This is a genomic window from Arenibacterium halophilum (assembly GCF_005938225.1).
Taxonomy (GTDB): Bacteria; Pseudomonadota; Alphaproteobacteria; order Rhodobacterales; family Rhodobacteraceae; genus Arenibacterium; species Arenibacterium halophilum.
In genome coordinates this window covers 60,834-87,719 of sequence record NZ_VCPC01000008.1, presented here as the reverse complement: position 1 = coordinate 87,719, position 26,886 = coordinate 60,834, and the positions used below count along the sequence as shown (strand labels likewise).

The window sequence follows — 26,886 nt, the reverse complement described above, 5'->3', positions numbered from 1 at the left end:
AGGGATAGGCGACATGACGGATTGGAACGCAGCGGCGGCCGCATTGTATGATGGCGAGTTCCGCCAGATGTTCATCGACGGCAAATGGTGCAAGTCCCGCTCGGGCGAGGTGTTCGAGGCGCGCAACCCCGCCGATGGTTCCTTGCTGGCAACGGTGCCCCGCGGCACATCCGCCGACATCGACGCCGCCGTTGCCGCCGCGCGCAAGGCGTTCGAAGGTCCCTGGGCGAAATGGACGCCCTATGAGCGTCAGAACCTGCTGCTGCGCATCGCGGAAAAATTCGAGGCCGAGTGGGAAAGCCTGTGCCTGTCGGATACGCTCGACATGGGGATGCCGATCCAGCGCACGCTGGCCAACAGCCGCCGGGTGCTGGGGATGCTGCGGTTCTATGCCGGGCAGGCGGTTGCCATTCACGGCGCGACGATCCCGAATTCCTTCCCCGGAGAGATTTATTCGCAGACGGTGCGCGAACCCATCGGCGTGGTCGGCGCGATCATCCCGTGGAACGCGCCCATCGCGGGCTCGATCTGGAAGATTGGCCCGGCCATCGCGACGGGCTGCACCGTGGTCCTGAAACCCTCGGAAGAGGCGTCGCTGACCGTGCTGATGATCGCGCGGCTGATGCAGGAAGCCGGGTTGCCCGACGGGGTGCTGAATGTCGTCACCGGCTATGGCGCCGAGGCCGGGGCTGCGCTGGCTGAACATCCCGGCGTCGACAAGATTGTGTTTACCGGATCGACCGCCACGGGCCAGTCGATTGCCCGCGCCGCCGTGGGCAACCTGAAACACGTCTCGCTGGAGCTGGGCGGCAAGTCGCCCGTCATCGTCTGCCGCGATGCCGACATCGAAAAGGCCGTGCCGGTGGCGGCGATGGCGGTCTTTGCCAACTCGGGCCAGATCTGCATCGCCGGGTCGCGCCTGTTCGTGGCGCGTGAAATCCACGATGAATTCATCCGCCGCGTCGCCGACTACGCCGCGAACCTGCGCATCGGCCACGGCATTCAGGAAGACACCGACATCGGCCCGATCATCTCGGCCCGGCAGGCGGACCGCATCGCCGGGTACATGGCAGTTGGGCCGAATGAAGGCGCCGAAGTGCTGACCGGCGGCGCGCGCGTTGAAGGCGCGGCGTTTGAAGGCGGTCACTTCTTCCACCCCACCGTGTTCGGCGGCGTGACGGACGAGATGACCATCGCGCGCGAGGAAATCTTTGGCCCCGTGATCTCGGCGCTGCCGTTCGACTCGCTGGACGAGGTTGTGGCCCGCGCCAACGCCACGCCCTACGGCCTTGCCGCTGGCGTCTTCTCGACCCACCTCGGCACCGCGCACAAGCTGGCGAACCGGCTCAAGGCCGGATCGGTCTGGGTCAACATGTATCACGCCATCGACCCGGCCGTGCCCTTCGGCGGCGTCAAAATGTCGGGCTATGGCCGCGAAGGCGGGACCGAGCACATGGAAGAATACCTGAACACGAAAGCGATCTGGATCAACGCGGACTGATCCGTGCCCGGGCAAGGAGAACACATCATGCATGTCGGTATCATCGGCGTCGGCCTCATGGGCCATGGCATCGCGCGCAACGTCCTGTCGCGGGGCGGCTTTGGCCTCAGCTTTCTGGATCACCCCGGCAACCAGCCCACCGACGAAATCCGTGGCCTGGGCGCGCAACCCTGCGCCACCCCGGCCGAGGTGGCGGCAGCCTCGGACGTGATCATCCTCTGCGTCACCGGCTCGCCCCAGGTCGAGGCGATCGTGACCGGAGAGAACGGGCTGGTCGGCGCCCTGAAACCCGGCGCCGTGGTGGTGGATTGTTCCACGGCCCTGCCCGATTCAACCCTGCGCATGGCCGAAGCGGTGCAGGCGGCGGGCGGCGCCTATATCGACGCGCCGATGACGCGCACCGCGAAACACGCGCACGAAGGCACGCTGAACCTGCTGGCTGGAGGCGATGCTGCGGTTCTGGACAAGGTGCGGCCGGTGCTGGCGTCCTTCACCGAAAAGGTCGACCATGTCGGCGCGCTGGGGCATGGGCACCGGCTGAAGCTGCTGCACAACTATGTCTCGGTCGGGTTCATGACCCTGCTGGCCGAAGCGGGCGCGCAGGCGGCGGATGCCGGGGTTGACCCGAAGGTGTTCGTGGACGTGCTGGCCGGGGGCGGCGGCGCCAGCGTCGCGCTGGACCGGCTGGCACCTTATATCACCGATGGCAACCGCGACGGGCTGCCCTTTGCCGTGGCAAACGCGCAGAAAGACATCGATTACTACCGCGCCATGTCGCAGGAAGCCGGAGCGCAGACCACCATCGCCGATGGGGTCTCTGCCGCGCTGGCCGGGCCGGTCAGCGCCGGGGATGGCACCGCCTATGTGCCCGAACTGGTGCGCCTGTTCCGCCGGGGCGGGGCGTCCTGAGCGGCCCCGCGTAGACCCCTGCACAGGGTTGTGTCTGAATTTCGGCTTGTGTAGCAACAAGCCACATCTGGAGGGAGAAAATCCATGACGTTTGTTACCCGTAGTCTGGTCTCGGCCGGCCTGCTTGTCGCGCTTGGCCTGCCGGCCGTTGCGCAGACCGAAGTCAAAATCGGCTACGCCCTTGCGCCCGACAGCCACTATGGCGTCGCCGCGAAGAAATTCGAAGAAGTCGTGAAAGCCGAAACCGGCGATGCGTTCGACTTCAAACACTTCCCCTCGTCCGGTCTGGGTGGCGAGCGTGAAGTGATCGAGGGCCTGCAGATCGGCACCATCGAAGCGACCATCGTGTCGTCGGGGACGCTGGCGAACTTTGTGCCGGAAACCGGCGTGTTCGACATTCCGTTCCTGTTCAACGGTTTCGACCATGCCCGCGCAGTGCTGGACGGTGAGATCGGCCAGGACATCCTGGCCAAGTTCGACAACGTCGGCCTGCACGGTCTGGCCTGGGGCGAACAGGGCTTTCGCCACATCACCAACAACCGCAACGCGATCCACACCCCTGCCGACGTGGCCGGGCTGAAGCTGCGCACCATGGAAAACCCGGTGCACCTGGCGGCCTTCAACGCGATGGGCGCCGCGCCCACGCCGATGGCCTGGCCCGAAGTGGTTTCCTCGCTGCAGCAAGGCGTGATCGACGGTCAGGAAAACCCGCTGTCGGTGATCGTTTCGGTCAAGCTGAACGAAGTGCAGAAGTACCTGACCCTGTCGGGCCACGTCTATTCGCCCGCCATGCTGCTGGTATCAAAGCCGTTCTGGGACGGTCTGGACGACGCGCAGAAAGCAGCGTTTGAAAAGGCAGCCACAGAGGCGGCGGCAGAAATGCGCGGCTATGTGGACAACGTGGAAACCACCGGCGTGGAAACCCTGAAAGAGCGCGGCATGGAAGTGAACGCGCTGTCGGCCGAGGAAAAGGCCGCCTTCCAGGAATCGATCGCAGCAGCCTATGAGGGCTACTACGACACCTATGGCCAGGACCTGGTCGACTCGATCGTGAACTTCAAGTGATCCGATCGTGCCGGCGCTGTAACGGCGCCGGCACATGCTTTGGGGGCGCCTTGTGAAACGGCTTGAACACGCCTTTGTCTGGATGAACGGCTGGGTTCTGATCCTGATGTTGACGGCCATGGCGGTGATCGTGGGCTACAATATCTCGCTCCGCTACCTGACCTCGCATTCGCTGCCCTGGGCGGACGAGGCCGCGCGCTACCTGATGATCTGGCTGACGTTCAGCGGGGCTGGGCTGATCCTGCGGACGGGCGGGCATGTCGCTATTACCAACCTTCAGGATGTGATCCCCTCCACCGCTCAGAAGCTGCTGCGCGCTTTGATCGTGCTGACCCTGCTCGGGTTCTTCGTATTCATGGTGCAGGTCGGCTGGCAATACGCCCAGCGGATGCAATACCAGGTGACCCCGGCGCTGCGCCTGCCATTCAGTTACATCTATGCTGCCATGCCCGTGGGCTTTGGGCTGTTAATCGCGCATCTGCTGCTGATCGCCCATCCCTTCGTGATGTCGGGCAGCTACAAGCGCCTTGAAACCGACGACACCGACGATGGCGTTCTGCCCGGAGGCGCCAATGGCTGAGATCCTGTTTCCGATGCTGTTCCTGCTGCTGGCGCTGGGGCTGCCGGTGGCTTTTGCCATGGCGATTTCGGTCTTTGCCGCAATCAGCCTTGCGTCGAACTATCCGCATCTTGTGGTTGTGAAGGAGATGTTCGCCGGGCTTGACAGCTTTCCGCTGCTGGCGGTGCCGTTCTTCATTCTTGCGTCGGAGATCATGACCGGTGGCGCGGTGACGCTGGCCATCCTGCGGCTGGCGCAATCGCTGGTCGGGCACATGCGCGGCGGTCTGGGCCATGCCAACGTGGTCAGTTCGGCCATGTTCGCGGGCATCTCCGGCAGTGCTCTGGCCGATGCGGCGGGCCCCGGGTCAATGATGATCCGGATGATGGAAAAGGGCGGCTACGATCGCCCCTATTCCGGTGCCCTGACAATCGCCAGCGCGGTGGTCGGGCCGATCATTCCGCCCTCGATCACCATGATCATCTACGCGATGCAGGATCAGGAGGTTTCGGTCGGGTCGCTGTTCATGGCGGGGGTGCTGCCGGGCATTCTTATCACTTTCGTTGTGCTGCTGGCGAATGCCCATGTCAGCCGCAAACGCAACTATGCCTCGGGCGCGCCGATGCCGCCACTGGTGGAGATTGGGCGGATCGCCTTTTACGCGCTGCCCGCGCTGCTGCTGATCGTGCTGATCGTGGGCGGCATCCGGTTCGGCATCTTCACCCCGACCGAGGCCTCGGTGATTGCGGTGTTCTATGCGCTAATCGTTGGCATGTTCGTCTATCGCTCGCTCCGGCTACGCGACCTGCCGCAGATCGTGCTGCGCGCGGCGCTGACCTCGGGCGCGGTGCTGCTGATCCTGGGCGCGGCGCGGGCCTTTGCCTGGGTGCTGATCATCGAATCCGTGCCGCAGTTTCTGGCCGAGACAATCATTTCGTGGGATCTGTCGCCCATCGTTTTCCTGCTGGCGGTGAACGTGCTGCTGCTGGGGTTCGGGCTGTTCATGGATCCGCTGCCCGGGGTGATGATCCTTGTGCCGATCCTTGCGCCGATCAGCTTTGCGCTGGGGATCGACCCGAACCATTTCGCGATCATCGTGATCGTGAACCTGACGCTGGGCCTGACAACGCCTCCGGTCGGCAGCCTAATCTTCGTTGTGTCTTCGACCGTCAATCTGAAGCCTTCAACGCTGGTCAAGGAAATGCCGCCGTTCTTCTTGGCCTCTGGTGTGGCGTTGCTGTTGATTACCTTCGTGCCGTTCCTGTCCACATGGCTGCCCAGGATCAGCGGATTCTGATCATGGGGCACGCGCGGAGAGCTCGCTCTGAATGAGAGGGGCTCTGCCCCCGCCCGCTGCGCGGACTCCCCCGGGATATTTGGCCCCAAAGACACGGGGGCTTCGGTCTTATTTAGCATAACCTTGCTTATGGGGCGTCTCGAGTGTACCCGCAAAGTTAAAGTATCCCACATCTGCAAAGTAGAAGTGTCACACTCTGCCCCAATGAGAACAGGCAGAGGTTGCGGGCATGGGATGGATTCTGATGAGCGAGCGCGAGCTGAATCGGGTCGAGGTTTTGAGCCAGGTGAGCCAAGGCCGAATGACGGCGACGACTGCGGCGAATGTTCTGGGATTGAGCCGGAGACAGGTTCACAGGCTTCTGAAGAAGTTCCAGACCGACGGTCCGGCCGCGATCCGGCACAAGGCGCGGGGCCGCGCTTCGAACAATCGTATCGACCCGGCGGTTCGGGAGTTCGCGGTGACGCTGGTGCGCGAGAACTATATCGACTTCGGGCCGACCTTTGCGGCTGAGAAGCTTGAGGAAGATCACGGACTGAAGGTCTCGCGCGAGACGCTGCGCAAGTGGATGCAGGACGCTGGTATCTGGCTGTCCCGGAAGCAAAGACGGACCTTCCACCAACCACGCTTGCGCCGGGAATGCTACGGCGAGCTGATCCAGATCGATGGGTCAGATCATCACTGGTTCGAGGATCGCGGGACAGCCTGCACCCTGCTCGTCTTCATCGACGACGCCACAAGCACACTCATGCATCTGGTGTTCGTGAAGTCTGAGAGCACGTTCAGCTACTTCGGCGCACTGGAAGCTTATCTGCATGAACATGGACGCCCTGTGGCGTTCTACAGTGACAAACACACGGTGTTCCGTGTTGCGAGCCAAGGTGCGGAGTCAGGCCACGGGATGACCCAGTTTGGCCGTGCCCTGAACGAGTTGAACATCGAGATCCTCTGCGCGAACACCGTCGCCAGTTCGGGCACTGGGAAGGTGATGCAGGCGATGGGAAAAGCGCCCTACCCTCATAAGGAATACGAGTCGCGGTTCAACTATCGCTCACAGATGTCCCTTGCGGACGATCAAACGCGCGGATCGGACCCCTCAGCAAAATGGAAACCCAAGATTTTCATTGACAGGTCAGGGCAGTTGAACGCACCTTTGGTAATCGATTACCAAACCTCGAGAATCGAAACAGGGAGAGAGAAATGACTGGCAAGTTCAAGGCGACCTGTGTCGCCGCCGTGCTTGGCGTGACGGCGGTTTCCGCCTCGGCCGAGGAATTCACCATCGGGCTGTCGAACGGCTGGGTCGGGTCGGAATGGCGCACCCAGATGATCGCCGAGGCCGAAGAAGCCGCCAAGGCATGGGCCGACAAGGGTGTGACCGTGACCACGCAGGTCCAGAGCGCGAACGTCGATGTGCCGGGCCAGATCGCCCATGTGCGCAACTTCATCAGCCAGGGCGTTGACGCGATCATCATCAACCCCAACAGCCCCACCGCCTTTGACCCGGTGTTCGCCGAAGCGGCCGACGCCGGGATTCTCGTGATCGCGACCGATGCCGAAGTGTCGAGCCCAGATGCGATCTATGTCGGCATCGACCAGAAAGGCTGGGCGGAAATGTCGGCGCGCTGGCTGGCGGAAACGCTGGAGGGCAAGGGCACCGTGGTTGCGATCAACGGCGTGGCCGGGCACCCGGCCAACGAAATGCGCGTTGCGGGCTATCAGGAAGTGTTCGGCGAATTCCCCGACATCGAGATCGTGAATGAAGTCAACGGCAACTGGGATCAGGCGCAGGGCCAGCAGGCCATGCAGAACATCCTGGCGACCTATCCCGACATCGACGGCGTATGGGTGCAGGACGGCATGGCCGCCGGGGCTTGGCGCGCGATGCAGGATGCGGGCCGCGACGACATTTACGCCACCGGCGAAATCCGCAAGGACTTCATCGACATCTGGTCGGAAAACAAGCTGAAGTCGGGCGCTTCGGTGAACCCTCCGGGCGTGATGGCCTCGGCTTTGAACGTGGCCGTCAACATGCTGCAAGGCAAAAAGCTGAAAGAGCCGGCGACCGCCGGTGTCTATGGTAATGCGCTCTATCTGCCGATTCCGTTCATCTCGGATGAAAACCTGAGCGAAGCGTCGCAGGCGCTCGAGGGCCAGCCCGGCTATACCTCGTTCACCTCGGAGCTGTCGATCGGCGACGCCACGGCGCTGTTCGAATAACTCCCGCGACAGTATTGTATGACTTAGCATCGGACCGTTTTTCGGTCCGATGATCCCAGCCCCCTTGCCGCGTGACAGCCGATGCCACATCTGACAATGACCGATATGCACAAGGCCTATGGCGCGACCAAGGCGCTGACATCCGGCCGGATCGAGCTGTTCCCCGGCGAGCTGCATGTCATCATGGGCGCCAACGGATCGGGCAAGAGCACGCTGTGCAAGATCCTTGCCGGATCGGTGAAACCCGATGGCGGCACCATCACGCTGGATGGCCGCCCGGTCGATATTCCCGACCCGAAAGCGGCGCGCGAGCTGGGCGTTTCGATCTTTTATCAGGAACTCAGCCTGTCGAAGAACCGCACCGTGGCCGAGAATATCCTGGCGCGTGACCTGCCGACCCGCGCAGGGCTGGTCGACCGCAAGGCGGTGATGGCGCAGGCGGCGCAGGTCTTTGCGCCGTTTCGGGACGTGGCGAGCGACGGGTTCAGCATGGCTGCCCGTGTCGGCGACCTGCGCCCCGATCAGAGGCAGCTGGTGGAAATCGCCAAGACCTTTGCGGGCAATGCCGACATCTTCATCTTCGACGAACCCACATCGGCGCTGGACCGCGCCCAGACCGAGGCGTTTTTCAAGGAACTGGACCGGCGCAAGGCCGCAGGCGCGGTGATCGTGTTCATTTCGCACCGGATGGAAGAGGTGTTTGAAATCGGCGACCGCGTGACGGTGATTCGCGACGGCGAAACCGTATCGTCCGCACCGCTGGCCGAGACCACGCGCGACCGGATCGTGGCCGAGATGGTCGGTGGCGACAGCGGCGCGAGTGTCTTTGCCGACCCGCCTGAGGCGCCTGCGCCGGGAAAGGTGCGGCTGGAATTGCGGGGCGTGTCCTCGCGGCGGTTGCGCGATGTGTCGCTGAGCCTTCACGCGGGCGAGGTTTTGGGCCTTGGCGGGCTGCACGGGCAGGGCCAGTCGGACCTGCTGCGCGCGCTTTTCGGGCTGGAGCAGACCACCGGAGAGGTCATGCTGGACGGTGCGCCCATCGCCCTGCCCTCGCCCCGGCGGGCGATCCGGGGCGGGTTCGGCTATATCTCGGGCGACCGGCAGACCGATGGCGCGATCTCGGGGCGGTCGATCTTTGAAAACGTGGTCCCGATCCATCTGTTCAAATCGCGCCAGCACATCCTGCGGCGCGGCACGCTGACGGCCGAGGTCGACCGGGTGCTGCAAATCCTGGCCACGCGGCATGGTGGCACCGGGCTGCCGATCAGTTCCTTGTCGGGGGGCAATCAGCAAAAGGTCATCATCTCGCGCTGGCTGATGGATGAAACCCAGGTTCTGCTGCTCGACGACCCGACCAAGGGGATCGACCTCAAGACCAAGCTGGAGCTGTTCGCGCTGATCCGGTCGCTGGCCGACAAGGGGCTGGCGATCCTGCTCTATACCTCGGAAGACGCCGAGCTTCTGGCCAATTCCGACCGCATCCTCGTGTTCAACAACGGCCGCATCGTGCGTGAACTGGCGGGCGACGACCGCACCCGCCTGATGCTGACCAGCGCCGCGTTCGAGGCTGCCTGACATGACACACCGATCCCTGCTGCGCACCATGCCCCCCTATCTGCCCGTGCTGATCATCCTGATCTGCATGTTCGCGCTGAACGGGCTGGCCGAACCCAACAGCCTGTCGGCCTATGCGATCAAAGGGCTGGTCAGCACCTACCTTGCGCTGATGTTCCTGGCGGTGGGGCAGACCATCGTGATCTTTGCCGCCGATATCGACCTGTCGGTGGGCGCGATTCTTGGGCTGGTCAATGTCACCGTCGTGTCGCTGATGCAGGCGCTGGGGGATACGCCCGGCGCGATCCTGCTGTCGATGCTTCTGGCGGTGGGGGTTGGCGCGGCCTGTGGCGCGCTGAACGGGGTGCTGGTGGTGATCCTGCGATTGCAGGCGATCGTGGCGACCTTTGCAACCTCGGTCCTGTTCCTGGGCCTTGCGCTTTGGGTGATGCCCGTGGCGGGCACCCCTGCCCCACGCCTGTTCTGGCGCACCTTCGGTGGCCGGATCATGGGCATTCCCTTTGCCTATTTCGTCCTGGCGGCACTGCTGGTGCTGATTTTCCTGCTGGCGCGGTCGCGGTTCATCCAACGGCTGCTGACCGTGGGCGACGACCAGCTGGCCGCCTTCCAGACCGGGCTGCCCGTCACCTCGATCCGGGTGCGCGGCTATATCATGTGCGGCGTCTTTGCCGCCTTCGCGGGGCTATGCATCACCGGCGATACGGCAAGTGGCGATCCGAACGTCGGCGGGCTGATCACGCTGAATTCTGTCGCGGCGGCGGTGCTGGGCGGCGCGGCTCTGTCGGGCGGGGTCGGCACGCTGTTCGGCTCGGTCCTGGGGGCGCTGGTGATCGGGCTGGTGGGCAGCCTCGTGTTTTTCCTTGGCACGCCGTCCGAATGGCAGAACCTTGTGCAGGGCCTGACCGTGCTGGCCGCGCTGATGGTCGGCATCCTGTTCAGCGGAAGGGCCCGGGCATGAGCGGCGCGCTGAAACCGATCCTGATCGCCGCCGGGCTGGTTGTCCTGCTGATGATCGCGGGCGAGATGGTGTCGCCCGGCTTTGCCTCGCCCGAACAAATCCTGCGGCTGTCCATCGTCGCGGCGCTGCTGGGCATCGTGGCCGCCGGGCAGAACCTTGTGATCCTTGGCGGGCGTGAAGGGATCGACCTGTCTGTGGGCGGGGTGATTTCGCTGGCGGCCCTCGTCGCGGGCAACGTGATGAGCGGCAGCGACGCCGGGCTGTTCCCCGCAATCCTGGCCTGTATCGCCGTGGGTAGCCTTATCGGGCTGCTGAACGGGCTGGGCGTGACCCTGCTGCGCATTCCGCCGCTGGTAATGACGCTGGGTATGTTGGGCGTGGTGCAAGGCCTGCTGGTGGTGGCGCGCAATGGCATCCCCTCGGGGCGGGCTGCGCCTATGCTGTCGGATTTCGTGTCGCAACCGCAATGGCTGGGCCTGCCCGGCATCCTGTGGCTGTGGCTGCTTATCGGGCTGGCGATGGCCGGGCTGCTGAACCGCACCGTGTTCGGCCAGCGCATCTTTTCCATCGGGGCGAACGAAGGCGCGGCGCGGCTGGCCGGGGTGCCCACGCGGGTGACGCGGACGCTGCTTTACGTGCTGTCGGGCGTGTTTTCCGCCATCGCGGGGCTGTGCATCCTTGGCTACTCCGGGTCCAGCTTTGCCAATGTCGGCGGGCAGTACATGCTCGCCTCGATCATCGCGGTTGTGCTGGGCGGTACGCCCCTGTCGGGCGGGCGCGGCGGCTATACCGGAACCATGATCGGCGCGCTGCTTCTGGTGGTGCTTCAGGGCCTGCTGACCACGCTGAGCATCGACGAATCCGGGCGCCAGATCATATTCGGCAGCGCGCTGATCGTACTGCTTCTGTTCTACGGCCGCAGCAGCGGGTTGCGTGGCTGATGGCCCGCGCTGTTCGCATCAAGGACATCGCCGAGGCGCTTGGCCTGTCCACCGCCACCGTCTCGCGCGCGATTTCCACGCCGGGGCGGGTGGCCGAACCCACACGGTCCCTGGTGCAGGCCAAGGCGGCCGAGATGAATTACCGCCCCAACGTGCAGGCGCGATCCCTGCGCACGCAGAAATCCATGTCGATCATCATGGCGGTGCGCGACATCGGAAACCCCTTCTACCTCGAGGTGTTCAAGGGCGCCGAGGCCGCCGCGCACGACGCGAATTACACCGTCCTGATGGGCAATACCGAAAACAACCCGTCGCGCGAGGCCGAGTATTTCGAGATGCTGCGCGACGGCAATGCCGACGGGATGATCCTGATGACAGGCAGCATCCCCGACGGCTGGAAAGGCCCGAACGGCTCGGTCGTCGTGGCGCTGGAAATGATCGAGGATGGCGGGTTCAGCCAGGTGGTGATCGACAACGCCGCCGCCGCGCAGAAGGCGGTGGATCATCTGGTGGCGCAGGGGCACCGCCGCATCGCCCATATCGCCGGCCCCGAAGGCGAAGGCATGAGCGCGCGGCGCAAGGCCGGGTTCGTCGCGGCGATGGCGGCGCACGGGCTGACCCTGCCGCCCGGCTATCTGCAACCCGGCGATTTCGGCGTCGACTCGGGGCGCGAGGCCACCCGCGCGCTGCTGGCGCTGGATACGCCGCCCACGGCGATCTTTGCCGCCAACGATGAAATGGCCTTTGGCGTGCTGCACGAGGCGCAGCATCAGGGCTTGCGCATTCCCGATGACCTATCGGTGATCGGGATGGATGACATTCACCTCAGCCGCGCGGTGTTTCCGCCGCTGACCACCATCAGCCAGCCCCGGCAGGACATCGGGCGCCACGCGATGGAAATGCTGCTGTCCCAGCTGGGCGGCACCGACGATCCGCAGGAAACCCTGCTTCCCACCACATTGATAGAGCGGGCCACAGTGGCGCGCCCAAGGAACGAAGGCACCCAACCATGACATTTGCCCCCAAGGATTCGCTGCGCATCGGCATCATCGGCACCGGTTTCATCGCGGAATTTCACCTGCGGTCGCTGATCGGCGTGCGCAATGTCACGGTGCAGGGCGTCTATTCGCGCAGTGCCGAAAACCGCGACCGCATCACCGCGCTGTCGAACGAGCTGGACCTTGGCCCCTGCCCCGGCTTCGCCTCGCTGGAAGAACTGGTGCAAAGCGATCAGATCGACGCGCTGTGGATCCTGTCGCCCAATCACACCCGGCTGGGCGTGATGGAAACCATCCACGCCGAGGTCAAGGCCGGGCGGTCGAGCATCCGGGCGGTGGCCTGCGAAAAGCCGCTGGCCCGCACCCTGCGCGAGGCACGCCGCATGGTCGAGCTGGTCGAGGATTCGGGGCTGCTGCACGGCTACCTGGAAAACCAGGTGTTCTGCACCCCGGTCATCCGCGGCAAGGAAATCATCTGGCGCCGCGCCGCCCGTGCCACCGGCCGCCCCTATCTGGCCCGCGCCGCCGAAGAACACAGCGGCCCCCACGCCGCATGGTTCTGGCAGGGTGACAAACAGGGCGGCGGCGCGCTGTCGGACATGATGTGCCATTCGGTCGAAGTGGCCCGCCACCTGCTGACCGACCCCGACAAGCCGCGCGAAAGCCTGAAGGTGAAATCGGCCACCGGCAAGACTTCGACCCTGAAATGGTCGCGCCCCACCTATGCCGATGAACTGGCCGAGCGTTATGGCGCCGAGGTCGATTTCCGCAACCGCCCGACCGAGGATTTCGCCTATGGTCAGGTGCTGCTGGAAGACGAGGACGGCAACGAGATGGTGATCGAGGCGACGACCTCCTGGGCCTATGTCGGCGCCGGTCTGCGCATCAAGCTGGAAATGCTGGGGCCGGAATACTCGATGGAATTCGACTCGCTGTCGTCGGGGCTGAAGGTGTTCATGTCGCGCCGCGTCTCGGGGGCCGAGGGCGAGGATCTGGTGGAAAAGCAGAACTCGGAACAGGGCCTTATGCCGGTGCTCGAGGACGAGGCCGGGGTCTATGGTTATACCGACGAAAACCGCCACATGGTCGAACGCTTCCGCAAGGGCCAGATGCCGGATGAAAATTTCCACGACGGTCTGGCCGTGGTCGAGATTCTGATGGCGCTGTACCTCTCGGCGGAAACGCAGGCGACGGTCACCTTCCCCTGCGCCGATCTGGACGATTACGTGCCCGTCGTGGCGCGCGGGGCCTGACGTGACCGGCACCCTGCTGGTGGGCGACCTTGGCGGCACCAACTGCCGCTTTGGCCTTGTCGCCCCCGGCTCTGACCGGATCGACGACATGCGCTCGCTGCCCAACGGGTCGGCGGCGGATTTCATCGCGCTGGCGCGCGGCTATCTGGACGGGCGCAAGGTGGACCGGCTCACACTCGCCATCGCCGCCCCGGCCGAGGGCGAGCGCATCGTGCTGACCAACCGCGACTGGGTGATCGACCGGGCCGAGATCGTGGCCGCGCTGGGGTTGTCCGATTTGCGCATCGTCAACGATTTCGAGGCCCTGGGCCACGCGCTGGCCCGGCCCGAGGCGCTGGACAGCGTGGCGGTGAAACCCGGCACGCCCGCGCCACAGGGCACCCGCATCATTCTGGGTGCGGGCACCGGGTTCAACTGTTCCGCGCGGCTGGCCAATGGCTCGGTTGTGGTGTGCGAGGCCGGGCACACCACCTTCGCCCCGCTGACCGAGCTGGACCAGCGCCTGCAAGCGGCGATGACGGCGAAATACACGCGCTGTTCGGTGGAACGACTGCTCTCGGGCTCGGGCCTGCGCGAAATTCACGCGCTGATCACCGGGGCCAGGGCCGACCAGATCGACGGAGAACGGGTCATCGCGCAGGGGCTGGCCGATAGCGATATTGCCGCCCGCGCCACCTGTGAAACCTTTGCCCGGCTTCTGGGGCAACTGGCGGGCGATCTCGCGCTGCTGTTTCAGGCCACCGGCGGCGTCTGGCTGTCGGGCGGTCCGACCCGCGCGCTGCGCCCGCTTCTCGAACCCGCCGATGGCCCCTTTCAACGCGCCTTTGCCGCCAAGGGCCGGATGCGCCCGGTGATGAACCGCCTGCCCGTGCATCTTGTCACCTCGGACCAGGCGGCGATTGCCGGTTGCCTGTCCCTGTCCAACAGCTGACTTTTCCAAGACCGGAGCCTGCCATGCCCCCCGACCACCCTGCCCCCGGATCGCTGATGCGCGCCGAGGCCGCCGAGGCCCCCGCCGTGATCCTGCGTCACCTGTCGAACACCCTGTCGCAGGCAGACGTTCTTGGCCCGTCAAGGGCACCAACCGCGATTTATTCGATCGCGCGCGGGTCGTCTGATGCGGCGGCCACGGTGGTGAACTATGCGGCGATGGCGCAGCTTGGCGTGCCTGCCACCACCTTGCCGCCCTCGGTGTTTTCCATCGGCGCGGGCGTGGCACTGCCCGGCGCGCTGGTGCTGGCGATCTCGCAATCCGGCGCCAGCGCCGATCTGGTCGCGGCCACAAAGGGCGCGGCGCAAACCGGCGCGCGCGTTGTTGCAATCACCAACGTGGATGGCTCTGACATCGAAACCGCCGCGCACCACCGCATTCCGATCCTGGCCGGGCCGGAACTCGCCGTGCCCGCAACGAAATCGGTCGCCGGTGCCATCGGCGCCGGGGTCTCGCTGATTGCGGCGCTGAACCCCGACTATGCCCGCGCGCAGGCCAGCTTTGCCGCGCAAACCAGCGCCGGAGACTTCGGCCATATCGAAACCGATGTGCCGCTGGCCCACCGCATTGCCAATGCGCGGCACATCTATGTCATCGGGCGCCAGCAGATGTTCGGCGCCGCGCAAGAGGTCGCGCTTAAGATCAAGGAATGCTGCGCCATCCACGCCGAGGCCTATTCCGCGACAGAGGTGCTACACGGCCCGCTGCAACTGGGCGGCGCGCGTCTGCTGACGCTGATCCTGGACGATGGAAACCCGCAACTGCAAGCGGGGCTGGACACGGCGCAAGCCCGGTTCGCAGCGGCAGGCAGCCCGGTTCTGCGCCTGCGTTCGGGCCTTTCGCTGCGCAGCGATGCGCCCGCTTGCGGGGCCATTCTGGCCGCCGACATGCTGATCGGGCTCTACCCCGAAATCTGTCAGGCCGCGCTGATTCTGGGCCTTAACCCTGACAGCCCGGACCTTTTGAAGAAGGTCACCCAGACGACCTGAAACGGAGCCTCCGGAAATTTTATCGGACACGGCAAAGCACATTGCGAGACAGCTCATTTCTTTAACAAGTGGCTTGCAAAGATCACTTGGAGAGCGCTGCATTCAGGTTAGGCCCATCTTGGCCCCCTGCCCGCTGAGCCGGCCATAGAAGCTGCGTTCGAGGTGTAACTCCCCTGCCCCGGCTTTCTCGACCATACCGCGCAAAAAGCCGCCGGGAGAGGAAACTTCGCCTGCGCAATGTTTCTCGAAAACAAGCGCTAGCGCTGCTGTCGCAACCTGTTTTCCCAAGCGGTCCTGCGCCACGTTCCAGGCATGTTCCGACACCCCGATCATCGGCCTGAGTTGCCCGGCGGCCCGATGTAGATCACGCCAGTCTTTCAAGAACCCGGACACATTCCTGGCCCAAGACGCAAATTCCGGACAGGCTTGCAGCACAGTCGACAGATCAAGGGCCGCTTGTGCTTTATGCGCTTTCGCCACCCACGCCTCCAACTCTGGCTCAATCTGGTCTTCGGGCCGGGCATTCACTGCGCCGGCGGCATGTTCCCCATTTTTTGAGGACTTACGGATTACTGATTTAAGTTGATTTGTAGATAGTATGTGGGGGTCGATAGTGACCTCCCTGGGGGTCATTTTGTCTGCAAATTTTTCAGGCATAGCTTTGATTTCACGCTCTTTTTCCACAGCCCCGTCCATCTTGGTCGCCTCGAAGTACGCCGCATCGACTTTTTCTCTCAAATCGTCGAACCCGCTGAGCAGCTGTGCAAGCTGGTCCGAGCCATCGTTGCGTCCCGGCAGCCTGCCCAGAAGCGCGTCAAACAGTCCGGCGAATTGCACCCAGGGTCCGCGCAGGGCACCGTTGAAGGCCGCCTCGATGCGTGCCCGGATTGCCCTGCGCGCAATCGTGATTTGGCGTTTCAGGCGCTGGCAGAGCGTGCGCTCGGCGTGTAGATCGACATAGAGCGCCTCAAATGCCTCTGCACGCGCCGAAAGTGGCGACAAGTCGAAACCGTAGGCCTCGATGATGCGCCCTTCTGTGTCCCTGCGCCCCCAGCGTTTGCCATTGGGGCTGTCACGAAAGCTGATCACACCGAGCTCGGCCAAACGCCGCGTATGACGTTTCAGCGCTGAGAGCGAGAAACCTGTTTGCTCCATCAGATAAGCGTTGGAGGCCCAGACGATCGGCCGGGCTCCCTCCTCCCAGTCCTGAGTTTGGGTGAATGCGCCAAGCGTATCAAGCAGCATCATGTCTCCAGGCTTGAGGCCAATATGCGCGCCCACGCGTTTTACGGCCACGAAGGCGCGTGTTTTGGATATCCCCAACCGTTCACCGTCCCGGGCAAGCTGCTCTGCCACCCCAAGACCCGGGGTCGGCTTGCGCCAACCCGAAGGTTGCCTGGCGCTGGACACGCCTTTCTTGTGTTGAGGCGCACGCACCTCACTCTCCCCTGATGGGGCATCGACGACTTGTTCCATTGTTTATCAGCAGACAAAGAAATCCCGTTCGCCCGAAGGCGTTTTCTCTTGCGTGGCGATTCGCTGACTGCTAGATTCTAGGTGTCTAATCTAAGAATTGCGCTCTGCGCAGCAGCCCTCGAAGCTTCGGTTTCGGGGGTTTTCTTTTGTTTACCTTTCCTCCTTTCTGCTCGTCCTCAATTGCCATCCTCCGATTTTACATCTGTAAATTCGGCATAGGATTTCCTGATGATGTCCTCGAGATTGCTCTCCAGCCAATGTGCGAACGCGGCACTAGTACCGGACTTCTTAACCGACAGTGAGCTACTCCCCATCTCTTGAACAGGATCTTGCGTAAATTAAGCTACTCGTTGCACCTGCTGATCGGGTTGGTTGATATCATTTCTCTGCCAATAGACCAGTGCCAGAGGCTGGCCGCCCAAGGCTGAATGCGGGCGCTGGTGTTTGTAGAAGCTTATCCATTTCCGGATGGCCGCTTTCGTCTCCGATCCGGTCTCCCAGGCATGCAGATAGACGCACTCGTATTTCAGGGTGCGCCACAGCCTCTCGATGAAGATGTTGTCCACTGCCCGGCAGAGGTTTGCTTGCAAACCATGAGCGGGGAGGAACCGGCCTTTCCTATCCATCGATATCCGCACCGCTGATCGGCGCAGCCGATCCGTCCAGGCGAAGGATGTGAACTGGGACCCCTGATCCGTATTCATTATCTCGGGCGGGCCGAACTTGTGGATGGCCTCGGTCAGCGCCTCGACACAGAAGTCGGCCTCCAGCGTGTTCGAGATGCGCCAGGACAGAACCTTGCGGGTATGCCAGTCCATGATCGTCACCAGATAGAGGAACCTTCGGCGCATGGGCAGATAGGTGATGTCCGAACACCAGACCTGGTTCGGGCGTTCCACCCGCGGACCTCTAAGCAGGTAGGGATAGGTCCTATGGCCCTTTGCCGGCCTGCTCGTGTTGGGCTTCTGGTAAATCGGCATGAGCCCCATCAGGCGCATCAGCCGCCGGATGCGCTTCTCGTTCACCAGGTGGCCGTCGTTGCGCAGGTGCCAGGTCATCTATCGAACTCCGAAGAACGGCGTCTCCAGGAACTGCTCATCGATCTGCCACATCAGAGCGAGGTTCTGCTCAGACTCGCCCTTGGGCGTGTAGTAGAAAGACGAAAGCGCGATCGACAGCAACTTGCACTGCTGGCCGATCGACAGATCCGGGTGGTCAGGCTCGATCATGCCGCGCCTCACTTCCCGCCCCATGGCTTCAGCTTTCGTTCCAAAAAAGAGTTGGCCACCGCCAGCTCCCCGATCTTGGCATGGAACTCCTTCACCTGCTCCTCGTCAATCTCGGGTTTCTTGCGCCCCCCGCGTTCGAACACACCGGAGGCGCCTTCGAGCAGGGCTCACTTCCATTGGTGATCATCGTCGCCTCTCGGTTTTAGCATGCAAACACCTGCCGGTCCTAGATGCACCCCGAACCATCTGGCCAGTTCGGCTCCTGTCTCTTCACCCTTCAGGGCTGCCAACGCGACCTTGGCCTTGAACTCAGGCGCGTACTGCTTCCGTTTCGACTTCTATGATCTCTTTCGCGTCGAAGATCTGCGGATCTGCAAATCGCAGCTTATGTAAGTGTCCGAATTTCGGGGGGGGTAGCCCAAACTATTTCAATGGCGTGTCGGTCCGTTCCGCTATGGCGCGATCAGCACGTACATCGCGCGCCACCCCTCGTGCACGGAATCGACGCACACTTGAGTGCCATCCTGGTTCCATCGCGGGTGCAGATCGCAGCGGTCGGTCTTGACCAGCGCCGGATCGGTCAGCAGCCGGGCCAAGAGGCGTTTGCCGTCAGTGTCATCCCATAGAAACAGGTCGCGCAAGCCGGTTTCAGCATCGGGATAGGTGTCCGACAGCAGCCATTTGCCAGAAGGGTCAAAGCTCATATGCCCATTTTCGTTGAGCGAACCATCACCGATCCGGCGCACCTCGCCACTGCGATCGTTGTAGATGTGATAACCGATCACCCCGTCATGCGGGCCCCAGACGATCAGCCGTTCGCTGTCGATCCAGAGGGGGTGCGAAATCTGGTATTCAGACTTTTCATAGTCGAACAGCCCGACTGCCTCGGGGTCGAATGTGTCGTCCAGCTGCGGCAGCGGGTGATCGCTGCATTCCAGTAGCCGCAGGGCGGTTCCGTCGGGATTGCAGGTCAGCAGGCGGTGCAGGAAACAAGTTTCATCCTCGACCCGGCGGGTCCAGCGGTGCAGGAACAGCAGACGCCCGCCATCTGGCGATACCTCTAGATGCGACGCCCAATGCACCGCGCCCTGCATCGAGTCGCGCGGGTCCAGCCGGGCGAGCGCGGCAAAGCTGACCACGGACGCAATCTCTCCGGTGGCGTTATCCATGCGGAAGATGCCGTCAGTCTCGGGGCAGTCCGAGGGCGCGGAAACCGATGCCCCATCGAAGTAGCCGATCGTGGGGTGGGTATGGGCAAGCCGCGCGTAGTTGACGCAATAGCCTGCCGCGCCGTCCGGTGCGACAACATAGACCGGCAGAGGCAGATCCCGCGTCGCGCCGGTGTCGATGTCCAGAACCCGGGCGTGAAAAGGCGTGCCAAACACCGGATCGCGGCCCGTGTCATCGCGCGTGTTGAAGATGATGCGCCGACCTGCACTGCCCAGCCATTGCAGCTGCGCGCCCATCTGCCAATTCCAGGCTTGCGTCTGCGCCAGCGGCTGGAATGCACCATCGCCTTCGGTGTCGAACAGGCCGATCTCGGCCACCTCTTCCCCGGTCAGCGCGCCGCCGTGCAGCGGGCTGCGATGCGCCAGAAGCCAGCGGCCGGACGGGTCCCAGGGGGATTTGTTGTAATAGCCGAAGAAATGGCTGGCGCCGTCGGCACCGAAACGACGGGTGCCGGGCGGGACGATCTGACCTGTCATCTGAAACCTCTGGTAGGTGAGCGAGCGGCAGGTGATCCCGCCGCCCGCCGGGCCATCAGGCCGCGGCTCTGGTGCCGTCGATCACGCTGGCTTCGGGAAGCAGCCAGTCACCGTCGCGCAGCACGACCTTGCCGTCCAGTTCCAGCGTCGGCTGCCACATCAGCGCGTCGAAATGGGTCAATGTCTTGACCTCACCGCCCAACAGCACGCTGGTGCCGATCCCGATATGCGAGGTGCCATACACGCCTTCGTCATGCAGCATCACGCCTTCCATCGGGCAATCGGGGTTCAGCCCGAACGAGATCTGGGCGATGTTGTACACTTCGGGCGCGCCCTGTTTGGCCAGCAGCTTGTCCAACTCGCGGGCCTGACGGCCACCTTCGATCTTGGACACGCGGCCATTCTTGACGGTAAAGCGGATCGGCTCTTCCAGAACGCCGATGCCGTAGTAGGGAACGCTGGCATCCGCGACGATCACGCCTTCGGCCGAACCCAGCACCGGCGAGGACGAGGTTTCGATATTCGGAACCGTGGTGAAATCGCCGGGCTGGCGCACGATGCCGCAATGCGGGTTCGAGGGGCGATCCTTGACGCTGAGCGTCAGGTCGGTGCCGTTGGGCGTGGTCAGGCGCACCTTGTCGGCGGCCCCCAGCAGCTCGCCCACCTTGCGGCACAGCGGCTCGATCCCGGCGAAATCGCCGAATACGCCGCCGCGTTCCAGCATGGTGGTGTTGTACTGTGTCAGCATGATCGCGCGGGCCCCTTCGCCAAGCGCGTCACGGACGGCAAAGGTATGCGTGATCGAATGCTTCACCGGGGTAAAGATCAGGTCGGCCTTTTTCATGGCGGCGGCGATCGGGGCGGGTGGTTCCTGCCCGTCAATTGTTCGCACCGGCATGACCAGCACGTTCACGTTGTCGGAAATTTCCAGCGCGGCCTTGGCCACGGCTTCGGCCACGTCCATGGTGGCGAAATCGGTCACGATGACCACTTCCTCGCCAGCCTTGAGGTTGCCGCAGACGGTTACAAGGCGGCGGGCGCCTTTCATCAGCAGAAGATCTTTCATGTGTGTCCCTGTCCTTTACTTGTCGGGAGGTGGATTTAGAATTTCCGCCTGAGTGAGGCGGTCGGCATAGATGGCGCGGGCGTTTGCCAGGTGTTCGCGCATCAGGGTTTCGGCGGCTTCGGGCGTGTCCAAGCGCAAGGCGCGGACAACAGCCTCGTGTTCGTGGGCGATGTCCGGGGCGCGCTGGTCCAGACCGTCGACAAGGTGGCGATAGCGTTCAAAACTCAGCATCACCTGATCCAGCATCCGTTTTGCCATAGGATCGTTGGCAAGGCGGGCAATCTCGGCGTGGAATTCCTGCCCAAGCCGCAGTTGCAGCGCGACTCCCTTCATCGAGTCGGCAGCGATCATCTGCTCGACGATCTCTTCCAGCCCCGCGATATCGACCAGTCCGCGCCCGAAGCGCAGCGCAGCCTGCCGTACCAGCAGCCCTTCAAGCACTTCGCGCAGCATCGACAGGCGCTCCATTTCCTCGAGCGAGGGCGGGTTGATGCGAATGCTGCGGTTGCGTTGACGCGAGATGATCCCGGCCAGTTCAAGGCGCTGCAACGCATCGCGCAGGGGTGTACGGCTGACGCCGATATGGTCGCTCAGCGTCGCTTCGGTCAGGCTCATCCGGTCGGAAATGTCACCGCTCAGGATGCCGCGGAACAGCTGGTCGAACGCCCAGTCGGATACGGTGCCGGGTCCGGCGCCGGAGGTCAGATCGCTCATGTGGTACTCCTCTCCATTAGACAACCGGACTTTTGTATACTGGAATACCATGTGCGGCAAGCGAGCCTGATACGGTGCTTTTGGTCGATTTTCCAACCACGGCCTGTGCGCTCATCTCGACACTTGCGCCGCCGGGCAGGCTGGCCACGCCCACCGCCGCGCGGGCACAGCGTCCCCCCGCGCCATAGCGTTCGCGCAGGATCGCCGAGGCGAAATCGGCCACCCGGGCATGATCGGTAAACCCCGGCGCGGCGGCGACGTAGACGGTCAGCGACAGCAATCCTGCGATCTCTTCGCCCTCCGTCACCGCACTATCCAGCAGCGCGATCAGGTTGGCCGCGGCAAGCTCGGCGCCCGCGCGGAACCGGTCGGGCGCGTCGCCTGCCGCGTAGTGGCCCGCGTGCTGCATCACCCCGTCGCGGCGCGGGGTGACACCGGCGGTGACCAGCAGATCGCCATGGCGAGAGGCCGCCACATAATCGCCCTGAGGTTTCGGCGCGCCCTGTGTCATGCGCCGCTCCGGTAGCGTGCGATCATGTCGGCAACGCGCTGCATGGCGGCAAGGGCGGCGGCGTGATCCTGCGAAAAGTTGAACCTTATCCCCAGCGTGGGACGGCGCGTGAATTCGCTGCCCGGCGTGACGATCACCCCGGCCTGTTCACGCAGCAGTCGGACGAAATCGTGCAACGACACATCCAGCGGCGGCAGATCGGGAAACAGGTAACTGCCCGCCTGCGGCTGGCGTACCGAAACACCGTCGACTTCGCGCAGTACGCCGACCAGATCGTCGCGAATGGCTTGGTGGTCGGCAATCCGCTGTGCCATCCAGCCGTCGGGTTCGTCCATCCAGCAGTCCAGCACACGCTGCGCATAGCCGCCCGCCCGCAACGAAACGATCGCCTGAAGCTGTTCCATCCGTTCGATGATCGCGGGCGTGCCAAAGGCCACGCCAAGGCGATACCCGCTCAGCGATTCCGTCTTGGACGGGCCCATGATCGTCACCATGTTTTCCGGTGCCCGGGGCTGGGCACAGAGGTGGGTATAGGTTTCGCCGGAATACAGCAGCCGCGAATACAGCTGGTCGCAAATCACCGTCACGCCATAGCGCCCGGCCAGCGCGGCGATGGCCTCGATTTCAAGCGGCGAGTAGATCACGCCTAGCGGGTTGTTCGGATTGGAGAACAGGAAGACCCGCACGCCCTCGCGGAACGCATCTTCCAGCGCCTCCAGATCCAGCCCCGATTCCTCGGTGCTTTCATAGTACAGCCGCACGGGGACCGCCTCGGCCCCAAGGAACGCGGGGATCTTGCGATTGGCGAAGTAATCCGGATCGGCGATCGCAATCCTGTCGCCGGGGCCGACAAGCGCGGCCACCGCCAGGAACAGCGCGCCCTGCGTGCCCGGAGTCAGGATCAGGCTGTCGGCGTCGAAACTGCGCCCGGTGAAACCGGCCAACCGCCGGGCCAGCCGGTCGCGGATCGCCCGGCTCCCGCGGTATTCGGTATACGCCTGGCTGCCACCAGCGTTGAGCGCCTCTGCGAACAGCGTGGCGGCGGCCTCGGGCGGGCGGAAGGCATCGACATCCCCATGCGAGAAATCCACGGGCCTGCCTGACATCCTTTCACCGCGCATCAGCGAGGTATCATTCCCCTGCCGGGTTTCCTGCCCGGGGGCGTTGTCGGTGGCCAGAGAGGCAAACCGCTGGTCGATGGTGTTGATAAGGGTCATGTCCGGTCTCCGGTCTGTCAGGATGCAACGGCGCCAAAGCCGCCGCCGCCGGGTGTCATCAGGGTCAGGGTGTCGCCGGGCTGGATCAGGCTGATCTCACGCGGGTCGTAGGGGGCGCCATTCAGCAGCACGGCGCCCGGCTGCCCTGCCCCGCCGCCGTTCAGGCCCTGCGCAGGAATCTCCAGCCGGTTCGCCATGAAGGACACGGTGACCGGGCTGTCGGCGAGTATCTCGATCTCGGTGATCTGCCCGTCGCCGCCCCGGAACGCGCCGTCCCCGCCGCTGCCGCGACGCAGGGCGCGCTGTGTCACGCGGACGGGGGCGTTTGCCTCCAGAACTTCGATCGGCGTGTTGCCCAGATTGCTGGGAAAGCTGACCGCAGGATAACCATCCTTGGCCGACGTGGCCCCCTGCCCGCCGTTCAGGAAGAAGAAGAACGCATAGTCCTTGCCCTTGTCGCGTCCGGTCAAATGGCATGACCACAGCGGCGAGCCCGGAGCCGCCTGCACCCGGTCGGGGATCACATCAGCCAGTGCGCCCATGATCGCGGGTGGCAACAGGTGGCCTGTCATGGCGCGTGCCCCGACGGGGGCAGGAAAGCGCGGGTTCAGAATGCTGCCTTCGGGCGCACCCACATGAATCGAGCGAAAGCTGCCTTCGTTGTTGGGCACGTTGGGCGACAGGATGCATTTCAGCGCATAACAGGTATAGGCGCGGGTGTAGGTTGGCACCACGTTGATCGCCCGGTCCATCTGGGGCGAACTGCCGGTGTAATCCACCTCGATCCGCCCGTCCGCGATGGTCAGCGTGCAGGCGATCACCACCGGGTCGCCAAAGCCGTCCACCTCGACCGTATAGGAATAGCGCCCCTCGGGCACGGCGCGAATGGCGGCATCCATCGCCTGTTCGGTCCGGTCCTGGATGTCAGCCGCAAAATCGTTGAAGCGCAGGCCGGTGTCGTCGATCAACTCGGCAAGCCGTTGGCCCAGCATCTCGTTCGCGGCGATCTGTGCATATAGATCGCCCAGCACCTGTTCCGAAATCCGCACGTTGGCCTCGAGGATGGCAAAGATCGCCTCGTCCCGTTCGCCGGCCTGCATCAGGCGCAGCGGCGGCAGGCGCAGCCCTTCCTCGTACAGCTCGCGGATGCCCGGAGACCGGATGCGCCCGCCGATATCCGGCGAATGCGCGACGCTGGCGGAAAAGCCGATCAGGTCGCCGCCGTGAAAGATCGGGCGGATGATGTTGATGTCGGGCAGGTGGCCCGTGCCCATCCACGGGTCGTTTGTCACATAGACATCGCCAGGCTGCATCGTGTCTGCCGGAAACCTGTCGATGATATGCCGTGCGGTCGCGGGCAGCGTACAGATGAAGGACGGGATGCTTTGCGTCGATTGCGCAACCAGCTGGGCCTGACGGTCCAGAAGCACAACCGCATAGTCATGTGCATCGCGCACCACATGCGAGAAGGAGGTGCGCACCAGCGTGGTTGCGGCCTCGTCTACAAGGCTGACCAGACGGGTCCAGAGGATCTCGACAGTGGCGGCGTTCATTTCGGTTCGGGTCAACATCAGGAAAGCTCCGCAAGAATGCTGAGGTCATCAAGAATTCGGACAGTGGCGGCGACGGGCACGACAAAGGTCGATTCCGCCTCTTCGATCACCAGCGGCCCGGTCAGGACGGTTCCGGCGGTCAGGCTGTCGCGGCGATAGACGGCGGCCTCGGCAAAGCTGCCGACCGCCGGATCATACAGCCGCCGCGTCTTTGGCTCGGCGGGGGCGGTGCCGGTCACCTCGCGGATGAATCTCTGGGTCTTGATCGGCGCGCGGCCGATCATCCGCCAGGCCACCGTCAGCGGCTGCCCGTGCGGTACGGTGCGGCCATAGAGGCGGGCATAGTTCTCTTCGAACAGGCGGCCCAGTTCCGGGGCAAAGCCGGGCGCGATATCATCCAGCGGCACGCGCACCAGAACGGCATTGCCCTGCCCGGCGTATTGCATCTCGACATCGACTTCGTAGAACAGCTCGTCCGCACTGGCCCCCGCAGCGATCAGCGCGTCATGGGCTTCGGCCCGGATGCCGTTCAACTCTGCCCGGATATGGGACCAATCGACCTGCGCCAGAGGCGCGGTCTGCACCAGCGCGCGGTCGATCCGGGCAGGCGCGGCAAGGAAACCAAGGCAGGAACCCGCCCCGGCCGCCGGGGCACACAGTACGCGCGGCATCCCCAGTTTGCGCGCGATGGCAACGGCATGGACCGGCCCGGCCCCGCCCGTCGCCACCAGCGTGAAGTCGCGCGGATCGTGGCCTTTTTCCGCGATATGAATGCGGGTGGCGCTGGCCATGTTTTCATTGACCACGTCGTGAATGCCATAGGCTGCTTCCAGCACCGTCATGCCCAACTGGTCGGCCAGCGCACCAATGGCGCGTTCGGCAGAGTCGCGGTCCAGCGGCATCGTGCCGCCAAGAAAGCTGCTGCCGTCCAGGTAGCCCAGCCAGAAATCGGCATCGGTCACCGCCGCCTCGGTGCCGCCCAGCCCATAGCAGGCGGGTCCGGGCACGGAACTGGCGCTTTCAGGGCCCACGACCAGGGTGCCCAGATCGCTGATCCCGGCAAGGCTGCCACCCCCGGCGCCGATCTCGATCAGGTCGATCGAGGTGATCAGCAACGGCAGGCCGCTGCCGCGCTTGAACCGGTGCACTCGCCCGGCTTCGAAGCTACGGGCGATGCCCGGCTCGCCACCCGTGACGACGCAGGCCTTGGCCGTGGTGCCGCCCATGTCGAAGGCCACGATATCGGTCAGGTTCTGTGACAGCGCCGCGTTCAGCGCGCTCAGCACTCCGCCGGCGGGTCCGGATTCCAGCAGTGCGATGGGCTGTTGCGCCGCCAGCGCGCTGGTGGTGAACCCGCCGCTGGACAGCATGATCCGCAGCGGTCCGTCGATCTGCTGATCGCGCAGACGCTGATCCAGCTCGGTCAGGTAGGTGTCGACAAGCGGCTGCACATAGGCGTTGGCGGTGACAGTGGTAAAGCGTTCGTATTCGCGCTGCTCGGGCGCCACGGCGGCCGAGGTCGAAATCTTCAGCCCGGGGCGCCGCTTGGCCAACACGCGGGCCAGCTCACGTTCGTGATCGTCGTTGACATAGGCGTTCAGCAAGCCGATCGCGACAGCTTGCGCCCCGCTTGCGTCGATGGCCTCCAGCAGAGCGTCAATCTCGTCCGCATCCAGCGGAGATACCACGCTGCCGTCCGCGGCCATGCGTTCGCCGATTTCAAAGCGCCGGTCGCCCGGCACCAGGGGCTGTGGCTGCTCAAAATGCAGATCGTACAGGTCATAGCGCAGCTCGCGCCGGATATCCAAAATGTCGCGGGTACCGGCGGTGAAGATGCCCGCCGTGGTCGCGCCCTTGCGTTCGATCAGCGCATTGGTGACCAGCGTCGTGCCATGCACCACCTCGGCCACATCGACCACCCCGTCACGCGCGGCTGCCTTGGCTTGCGCCAGCAGGCTGGACACCACCGTCGACACGGCTTCGCCCGGATCCTGCGGCGTTGTCAGCGACTTGGCCACCCAGATCGTGCTTGTATCCGGGTCGGTCGCGACTCCGTCCGTGAATGTGCCGCCGATATCGACCGCGATGCGCAGAGTATTCATTGTCAAACCTTCAGGAAGAGCAGGATGCGGCCGGACGGGTCTGCCCGGCCGCGGGC

At 64.0% G+C, this 26,886-nt stretch carries 21 protein-coding genes and 2 pseudogenes; 14 read left to right on the top strand and 9 right to left on the bottom strand.

Going from position 1 to position 26,886, the window contains the following annotated elements:
- The first annotated feature begins 13 nt into the window (after positions 1–13).
- The 14 genes and pseudogenes from FGK64_RS21640 (at position 14) to FGK64_RS21575 (ending at position 15,256) form a co-directional block, all read left to right on the top strand.
- The gene (locus FGK64_RS21640; protein WP_138865944.1) at positions 14–1,501 is read left to right on the top strand and encodes an aldehyde dehydrogenase family protein; all 1,488 of its coding nucleotides are present in this window, start codon (positions 14–16) and stop codon (positions 1,499–1,501) included.
- A 27-nt stretch (positions 1,502–1,528) separates the two neighbouring features.
- Entirely contained in the window at positions 1,529–2,410 is an 882-nt protein-coding gene (locus FGK64_RS21635; RefSeq protein WP_138865943.1) for an NAD(P)-dependent oxidoreductase, read from the top strand.
- An 84-nt stretch (positions 2,411–2,494) separates the two neighbouring features.
- The gene (locus FGK64_RS21630) at positions 2,495–3,475 is read left to right on the top strand and encodes a TRAP transporter substrate-binding protein (RefSeq protein WP_138865942.1); all 981 of its coding nucleotides are present in this window, start codon (positions 2,495–2,497) and stop codon (positions 3,473–3,475) included.
- A gap of 52 nt (positions 3,476–3,527) precedes the next feature.
- A complete protein-coding gene (locus tag FGK64_RS21625) occupies positions 3,528–4,055 on the top strand; it encodes a TRAP transporter small permease (protein ID WP_138865967.1) in 528 nt (175 codons plus the stop codon).
- The gene (locus FGK64_RS21620) at positions 4,048–5,331 is read left to right on the top strand and encodes a TRAP transporter large permease (RefSeq protein WP_138865941.1); all 1,284 of its coding nucleotides are present in this window, start codon (positions 4,048–4,050) and stop codon (positions 5,329–5,331) included. Before FGK64_RS21625 ends, FGK64_RS21620 begins: the two co-directional genes overlap by 8 nt.
- A gap of 229 nt (positions 5,332–5,560) precedes the next feature.
- A pseudogene (locus FGK64_RS21615) lies at positions 5,561–6,307 on the top strand (ISNCY family transposase); the annotation flags it as partial.
- Between the two features lie 224 nt (positions 6,308–6,531).
- Positions 6,532–7,551 (top strand): ABC transporter substrate-binding protein, encoded by a 1,020-nt coding sequence (locus FGK64_RS21610; RefSeq protein ID WP_138865940.1) that lies wholly within the window; start codon positions 6,532–6,534, stop codon positions 7,549–7,551.
- 81 nt (positions 7,552–7,632) lie between these two features.
- A complete protein-coding gene (locus FGK64_RS21605; RefSeq protein WP_138865939.1) occupies positions 7,633–9,126 on the top strand; it encodes a sugar ABC transporter ATP-binding protein in 1,494 nt (497 codons plus the stop codon).
- Between the two features lies 1 nt (position 9,127).
- The gene (locus FGK64_RS21600) at positions 9,128–10,084 is read left to right on the top strand and encodes an ABC transporter permease (RefSeq protein WP_138865938.1); all 957 of its coding nucleotides are present in this window, start codon (positions 9,128–9,130) and stop codon (positions 10,082–10,084) included.
- Positions 10,081–11,025 carry an ABC transporter permease gene (locus tag FGK64_RS21595; RefSeq protein ID WP_138865937.1) on the top strand — a complete coding sequence of 315 codons (945 nt, stop codon included), beginning with the start codon at positions 10,081–10,083 and terminating at the stop codon, positions 11,023–11,025. The genes FGK64_RS21600 and FGK64_RS21595 overlap by 4 nt, the downstream gene beginning before the upstream one ends.
- A complete protein-coding gene (locus FGK64_RS21590) occupies positions 11,025–12,038 on the top strand; it encodes a LacI family DNA-binding transcriptional regulator (RefSeq protein WP_138865936.1) in 1,014 nt (337 codons plus the stop codon). The genes FGK64_RS21595 and FGK64_RS21590 overlap by 1 nt, the downstream gene beginning before the upstream one ends.
- Entirely contained in the window at positions 12,035–13,276 is a 1,242-nt protein-coding gene (locus tag FGK64_RS21585) for a Gfo/Idh/MocA family protein (protein ID WP_138865935.1), read from the top strand. Before FGK64_RS21590 ends, FGK64_RS21585 begins: the two co-directional genes overlap by 4 nt.
- Position 13,277: 1 nt before the next feature.
- The gene (locus FGK64_RS21580) at positions 13,278–14,207 is read left to right on the top strand and encodes a glucokinase (protein WP_171054190.1); all 930 of its coding nucleotides are present in this window, start codon (positions 13,278–13,280) and stop codon (positions 14,205–14,207) included.
- Between the two features lie 23 nt (positions 14,208–14,230).
- Positions 14,231–15,256 (top strand): SIS domain-containing protein, encoded by a 1,026-nt coding sequence (locus FGK64_RS21575; protein ID WP_138865933.1) that lies wholly within the window; start codon positions 14,231–14,233, stop codon positions 15,254–15,256.
- A gap of 102 nt (positions 15,257–15,358) precedes the next feature.
- Here the strand turns inward: FGK64_RS21575 and repC are convergent, their stop codons facing one another.
- The 9 genes and pseudogenes from repC to FGK64_RS21530 all read right to left on the bottom strand — a co-directional run bounded on the left by repC (position 15,359) and on the right by FGK64_RS21530 (position 26,830).
- On the bottom strand, positions 15,359–16,732 hold the full coding sequence (repC, locus tag FGK64_RS21570; protein WP_138865932.1) for a plasmid replication protein RepC: 1,374 nt from the start codon (positions 16,730–16,732) through the stop codon (positions 15,359–15,361).
- Between the two features lie 338 nt (positions 16,733–17,070).
- A pseudogene (locus tag FGK64_RS21565) lies at positions 17,071–18,251 on the bottom strand (IS3 family transposase).
- 162 nt (positions 18,252–18,413) lie between these two features.
- Positions 18,414–19,667: a hypothetical protein gene (locus tag FGK64_RS21560; protein WP_138865931.1), complete on the bottom strand. Its 1,254-nt coding sequence runs from the start codon at positions 19,665–19,667 to the stop codon at positions 18,414–18,416.
- 55 nt (positions 19,668–19,722) lie between these two features.
- Entirely contained in the window at positions 19,723–20,733 is a 1,011-nt protein-coding gene (locus FGK64_RS21555; RefSeq protein WP_138865930.1) for an aminopeptidase, read from the bottom strand.
- Between the two features lie 15 nt (positions 20,734–20,748).
- Positions 20,749–21,447 carry a GntR family transcriptional regulator gene (locus tag FGK64_RS21550; protein WP_171054189.1) on the bottom strand — a complete coding sequence of 233 codons (699 nt, stop codon included), beginning with the start codon at positions 21,445–21,447 and terminating at the stop codon, positions 20,749–20,751.
- A 16-nt stretch (positions 21,448–21,463) separates the two neighbouring features.
- On the bottom strand, positions 21,464–21,958 hold the full coding sequence (locus FGK64_RS21545; RefSeq protein ID WP_138865928.1) for a RidA family protein: 495 nt from the start codon (positions 21,956–21,958) through the stop codon (positions 21,464–21,466).
- Complete coding sequence (locus FGK64_RS21540) at positions 21,955–23,175, bottom strand: pyridoxal phosphate-dependent aminotransferase (RefSeq protein WP_138865927.1); 1,221 nt, start codon at positions 23,173–23,175, stop codon at positions 21,955–21,957. Before FGK64_RS21540 ends, FGK64_RS21545 begins: the two co-directional genes overlap by 4 nt.
- A gap of 17 nt (positions 23,176–23,192) precedes the next feature.
- Positions 23,193–24,746, bottom strand: coding sequence for a hydantoinase B/oxoprolinase family protein (locus tag FGK64_RS21535; protein WP_138865926.1), 1,554 nt, complete (start codon positions 24,744–24,746; stop codon positions 23,193–23,195).
- A complete protein-coding gene (locus FGK64_RS21530; protein WP_138865925.1) occupies positions 24,746–26,830 on the bottom strand; it encodes a hydantoinase/oxoprolinase family protein in 2,085 nt (694 codons plus the stop codon). Before FGK64_RS21530 ends, FGK64_RS21535 begins: the two co-directional genes overlap by 1 nt.
- Positions 26,831–26,886 lie beyond the last annotated feature (56 nt).

What these genes read in the sequence shown, in the direction of transcription:
- FGK64_RS21640 (WP_138865944.1), top strand. Translation starts at nt 14, where the DNA reads ATGACGGATTGGAACGCAGCGGCGGCCGCATTGTATGATGGCGAGTTC.
- FGK64_RS21635 (WP_138865943.1), top strand. Translation starts at nt 1,529, where the DNA reads ATGCATGTCGGTATCATCGGCGTCGGCCTCATGGGCCATGGCATCGCG.
- FGK64_RS21630 (WP_138865942.1), top strand. Translation starts at nt 2,495, where the DNA reads ATGACGTTTGTTACCCGTAGTCTGGTCTCGGCCGGCCTGCTTGTCGCG.
- FGK64_RS21620 (WP_138865941.1), top strand. Translation starts at nt 4,048, where the DNA reads ATGGCTGAGATCCTGTTTCCGATGCTGTTCCTGCTGCTGGCGCTGGGG.
- FGK64_RS21610 (WP_138865940.1), top strand. Translation starts at nt 6,532, where the DNA reads ATGACTGGCAAGTTCAAGGCGACCTGTGTCGCCGCCGTGCTTGGCGTG.
- FGK64_RS21605 (WP_138865939.1), top strand. Translation starts at nt 7,633, where the DNA reads ATGCCACATCTGACAATGACCGATATGCACAAGGCCTATGGCGCGACC.
- FGK64_RS21600 (WP_138865938.1), top strand. Translation starts at nt 9,128, where the DNA reads ATGACACACCGATCCCTGCTGCGCACCATGCCCCCCTATCTGCCCGTG.
- FGK64_RS21595 (WP_138865937.1), top strand. Translation starts at nt 10,081, where the DNA reads ATGAGCGGCGCGCTGAAACCGATCCTGATCGCCGCCGGGCTGGTTGTC.
- FGK64_RS21590 (WP_138865936.1), top strand. Translation starts at nt 11,025, where the DNA reads ATGGCCCGCGCTGTTCGCATCAAGGACATCGCCGAGGCGCTTGGCCTG.
- FGK64_RS21585 (WP_138865935.1), top strand. Translation starts at nt 12,035, where the DNA reads ATGACATTTGCCCCCAAGGATTCGCTGCGCATCGGCATCATCGGCACC.
- FGK64_RS21575 (WP_138865933.1), top strand. Translation starts at nt 14,231, where the DNA reads ATGCCCCCCGACCACCCTGCCCCCGGATCGCTGATGCGCGCCGAGGCC.
- repC (WP_138865932.1), bottom strand. Translation starts at nt 16,732, where the DNA reads ATGGAACAAGTCGTCGATGCCCCATCAGGGGAGAGTGAGGTGCGTGCG.
- FGK64_RS21560 (WP_138865931.1), bottom strand. Translation starts at nt 19,667, where the DNA reads ATGACAGGTCAGATCGTCCCGCCCGGCACCCGTCGTTTCGGTGCCGAC.
- FGK64_RS21555 (WP_138865930.1), bottom strand. Translation starts at nt 20,733, where the DNA reads ATGAAAGATCTTCTGCTGATGAAAGGCGCCCGCCGCCTTGTAACCGTC.
- FGK64_RS21550 (WP_171054189.1), bottom strand. Translation starts at nt 21,447, where the DNA reads ATGAGCGATCTGACCTCCGGCGCCGGACCCGGCACCGTATCCGACTGG.
- FGK64_RS21545 (WP_138865928.1), bottom strand. Translation starts at nt 21,958, where the DNA reads ATGACACAGGGCGCGCCGAAACCTCAGGGCGATTATGTGGCGGCCTCT.
- FGK64_RS21540 (WP_138865927.1), bottom strand. Translation starts at nt 23,175, where the DNA reads ATGACCCTTATCAACACCATCGACCAGCGGTTTGCCTCTCTGGCCACC.
- FGK64_RS21535 (WP_138865926.1), bottom strand. Translation starts at nt 24,746, where the DNA reads ATGTTGACCCGAACCGAAATGAACGCCGCCACTGTCGAGATCCTCTGG.
- FGK64_RS21530 (WP_138865925.1), bottom strand. Translation starts at nt 26,830, where the DNA reads ATGAATACTCTGCGCATCGCGGTCGATATCGGCGGCACATTCACGGAC.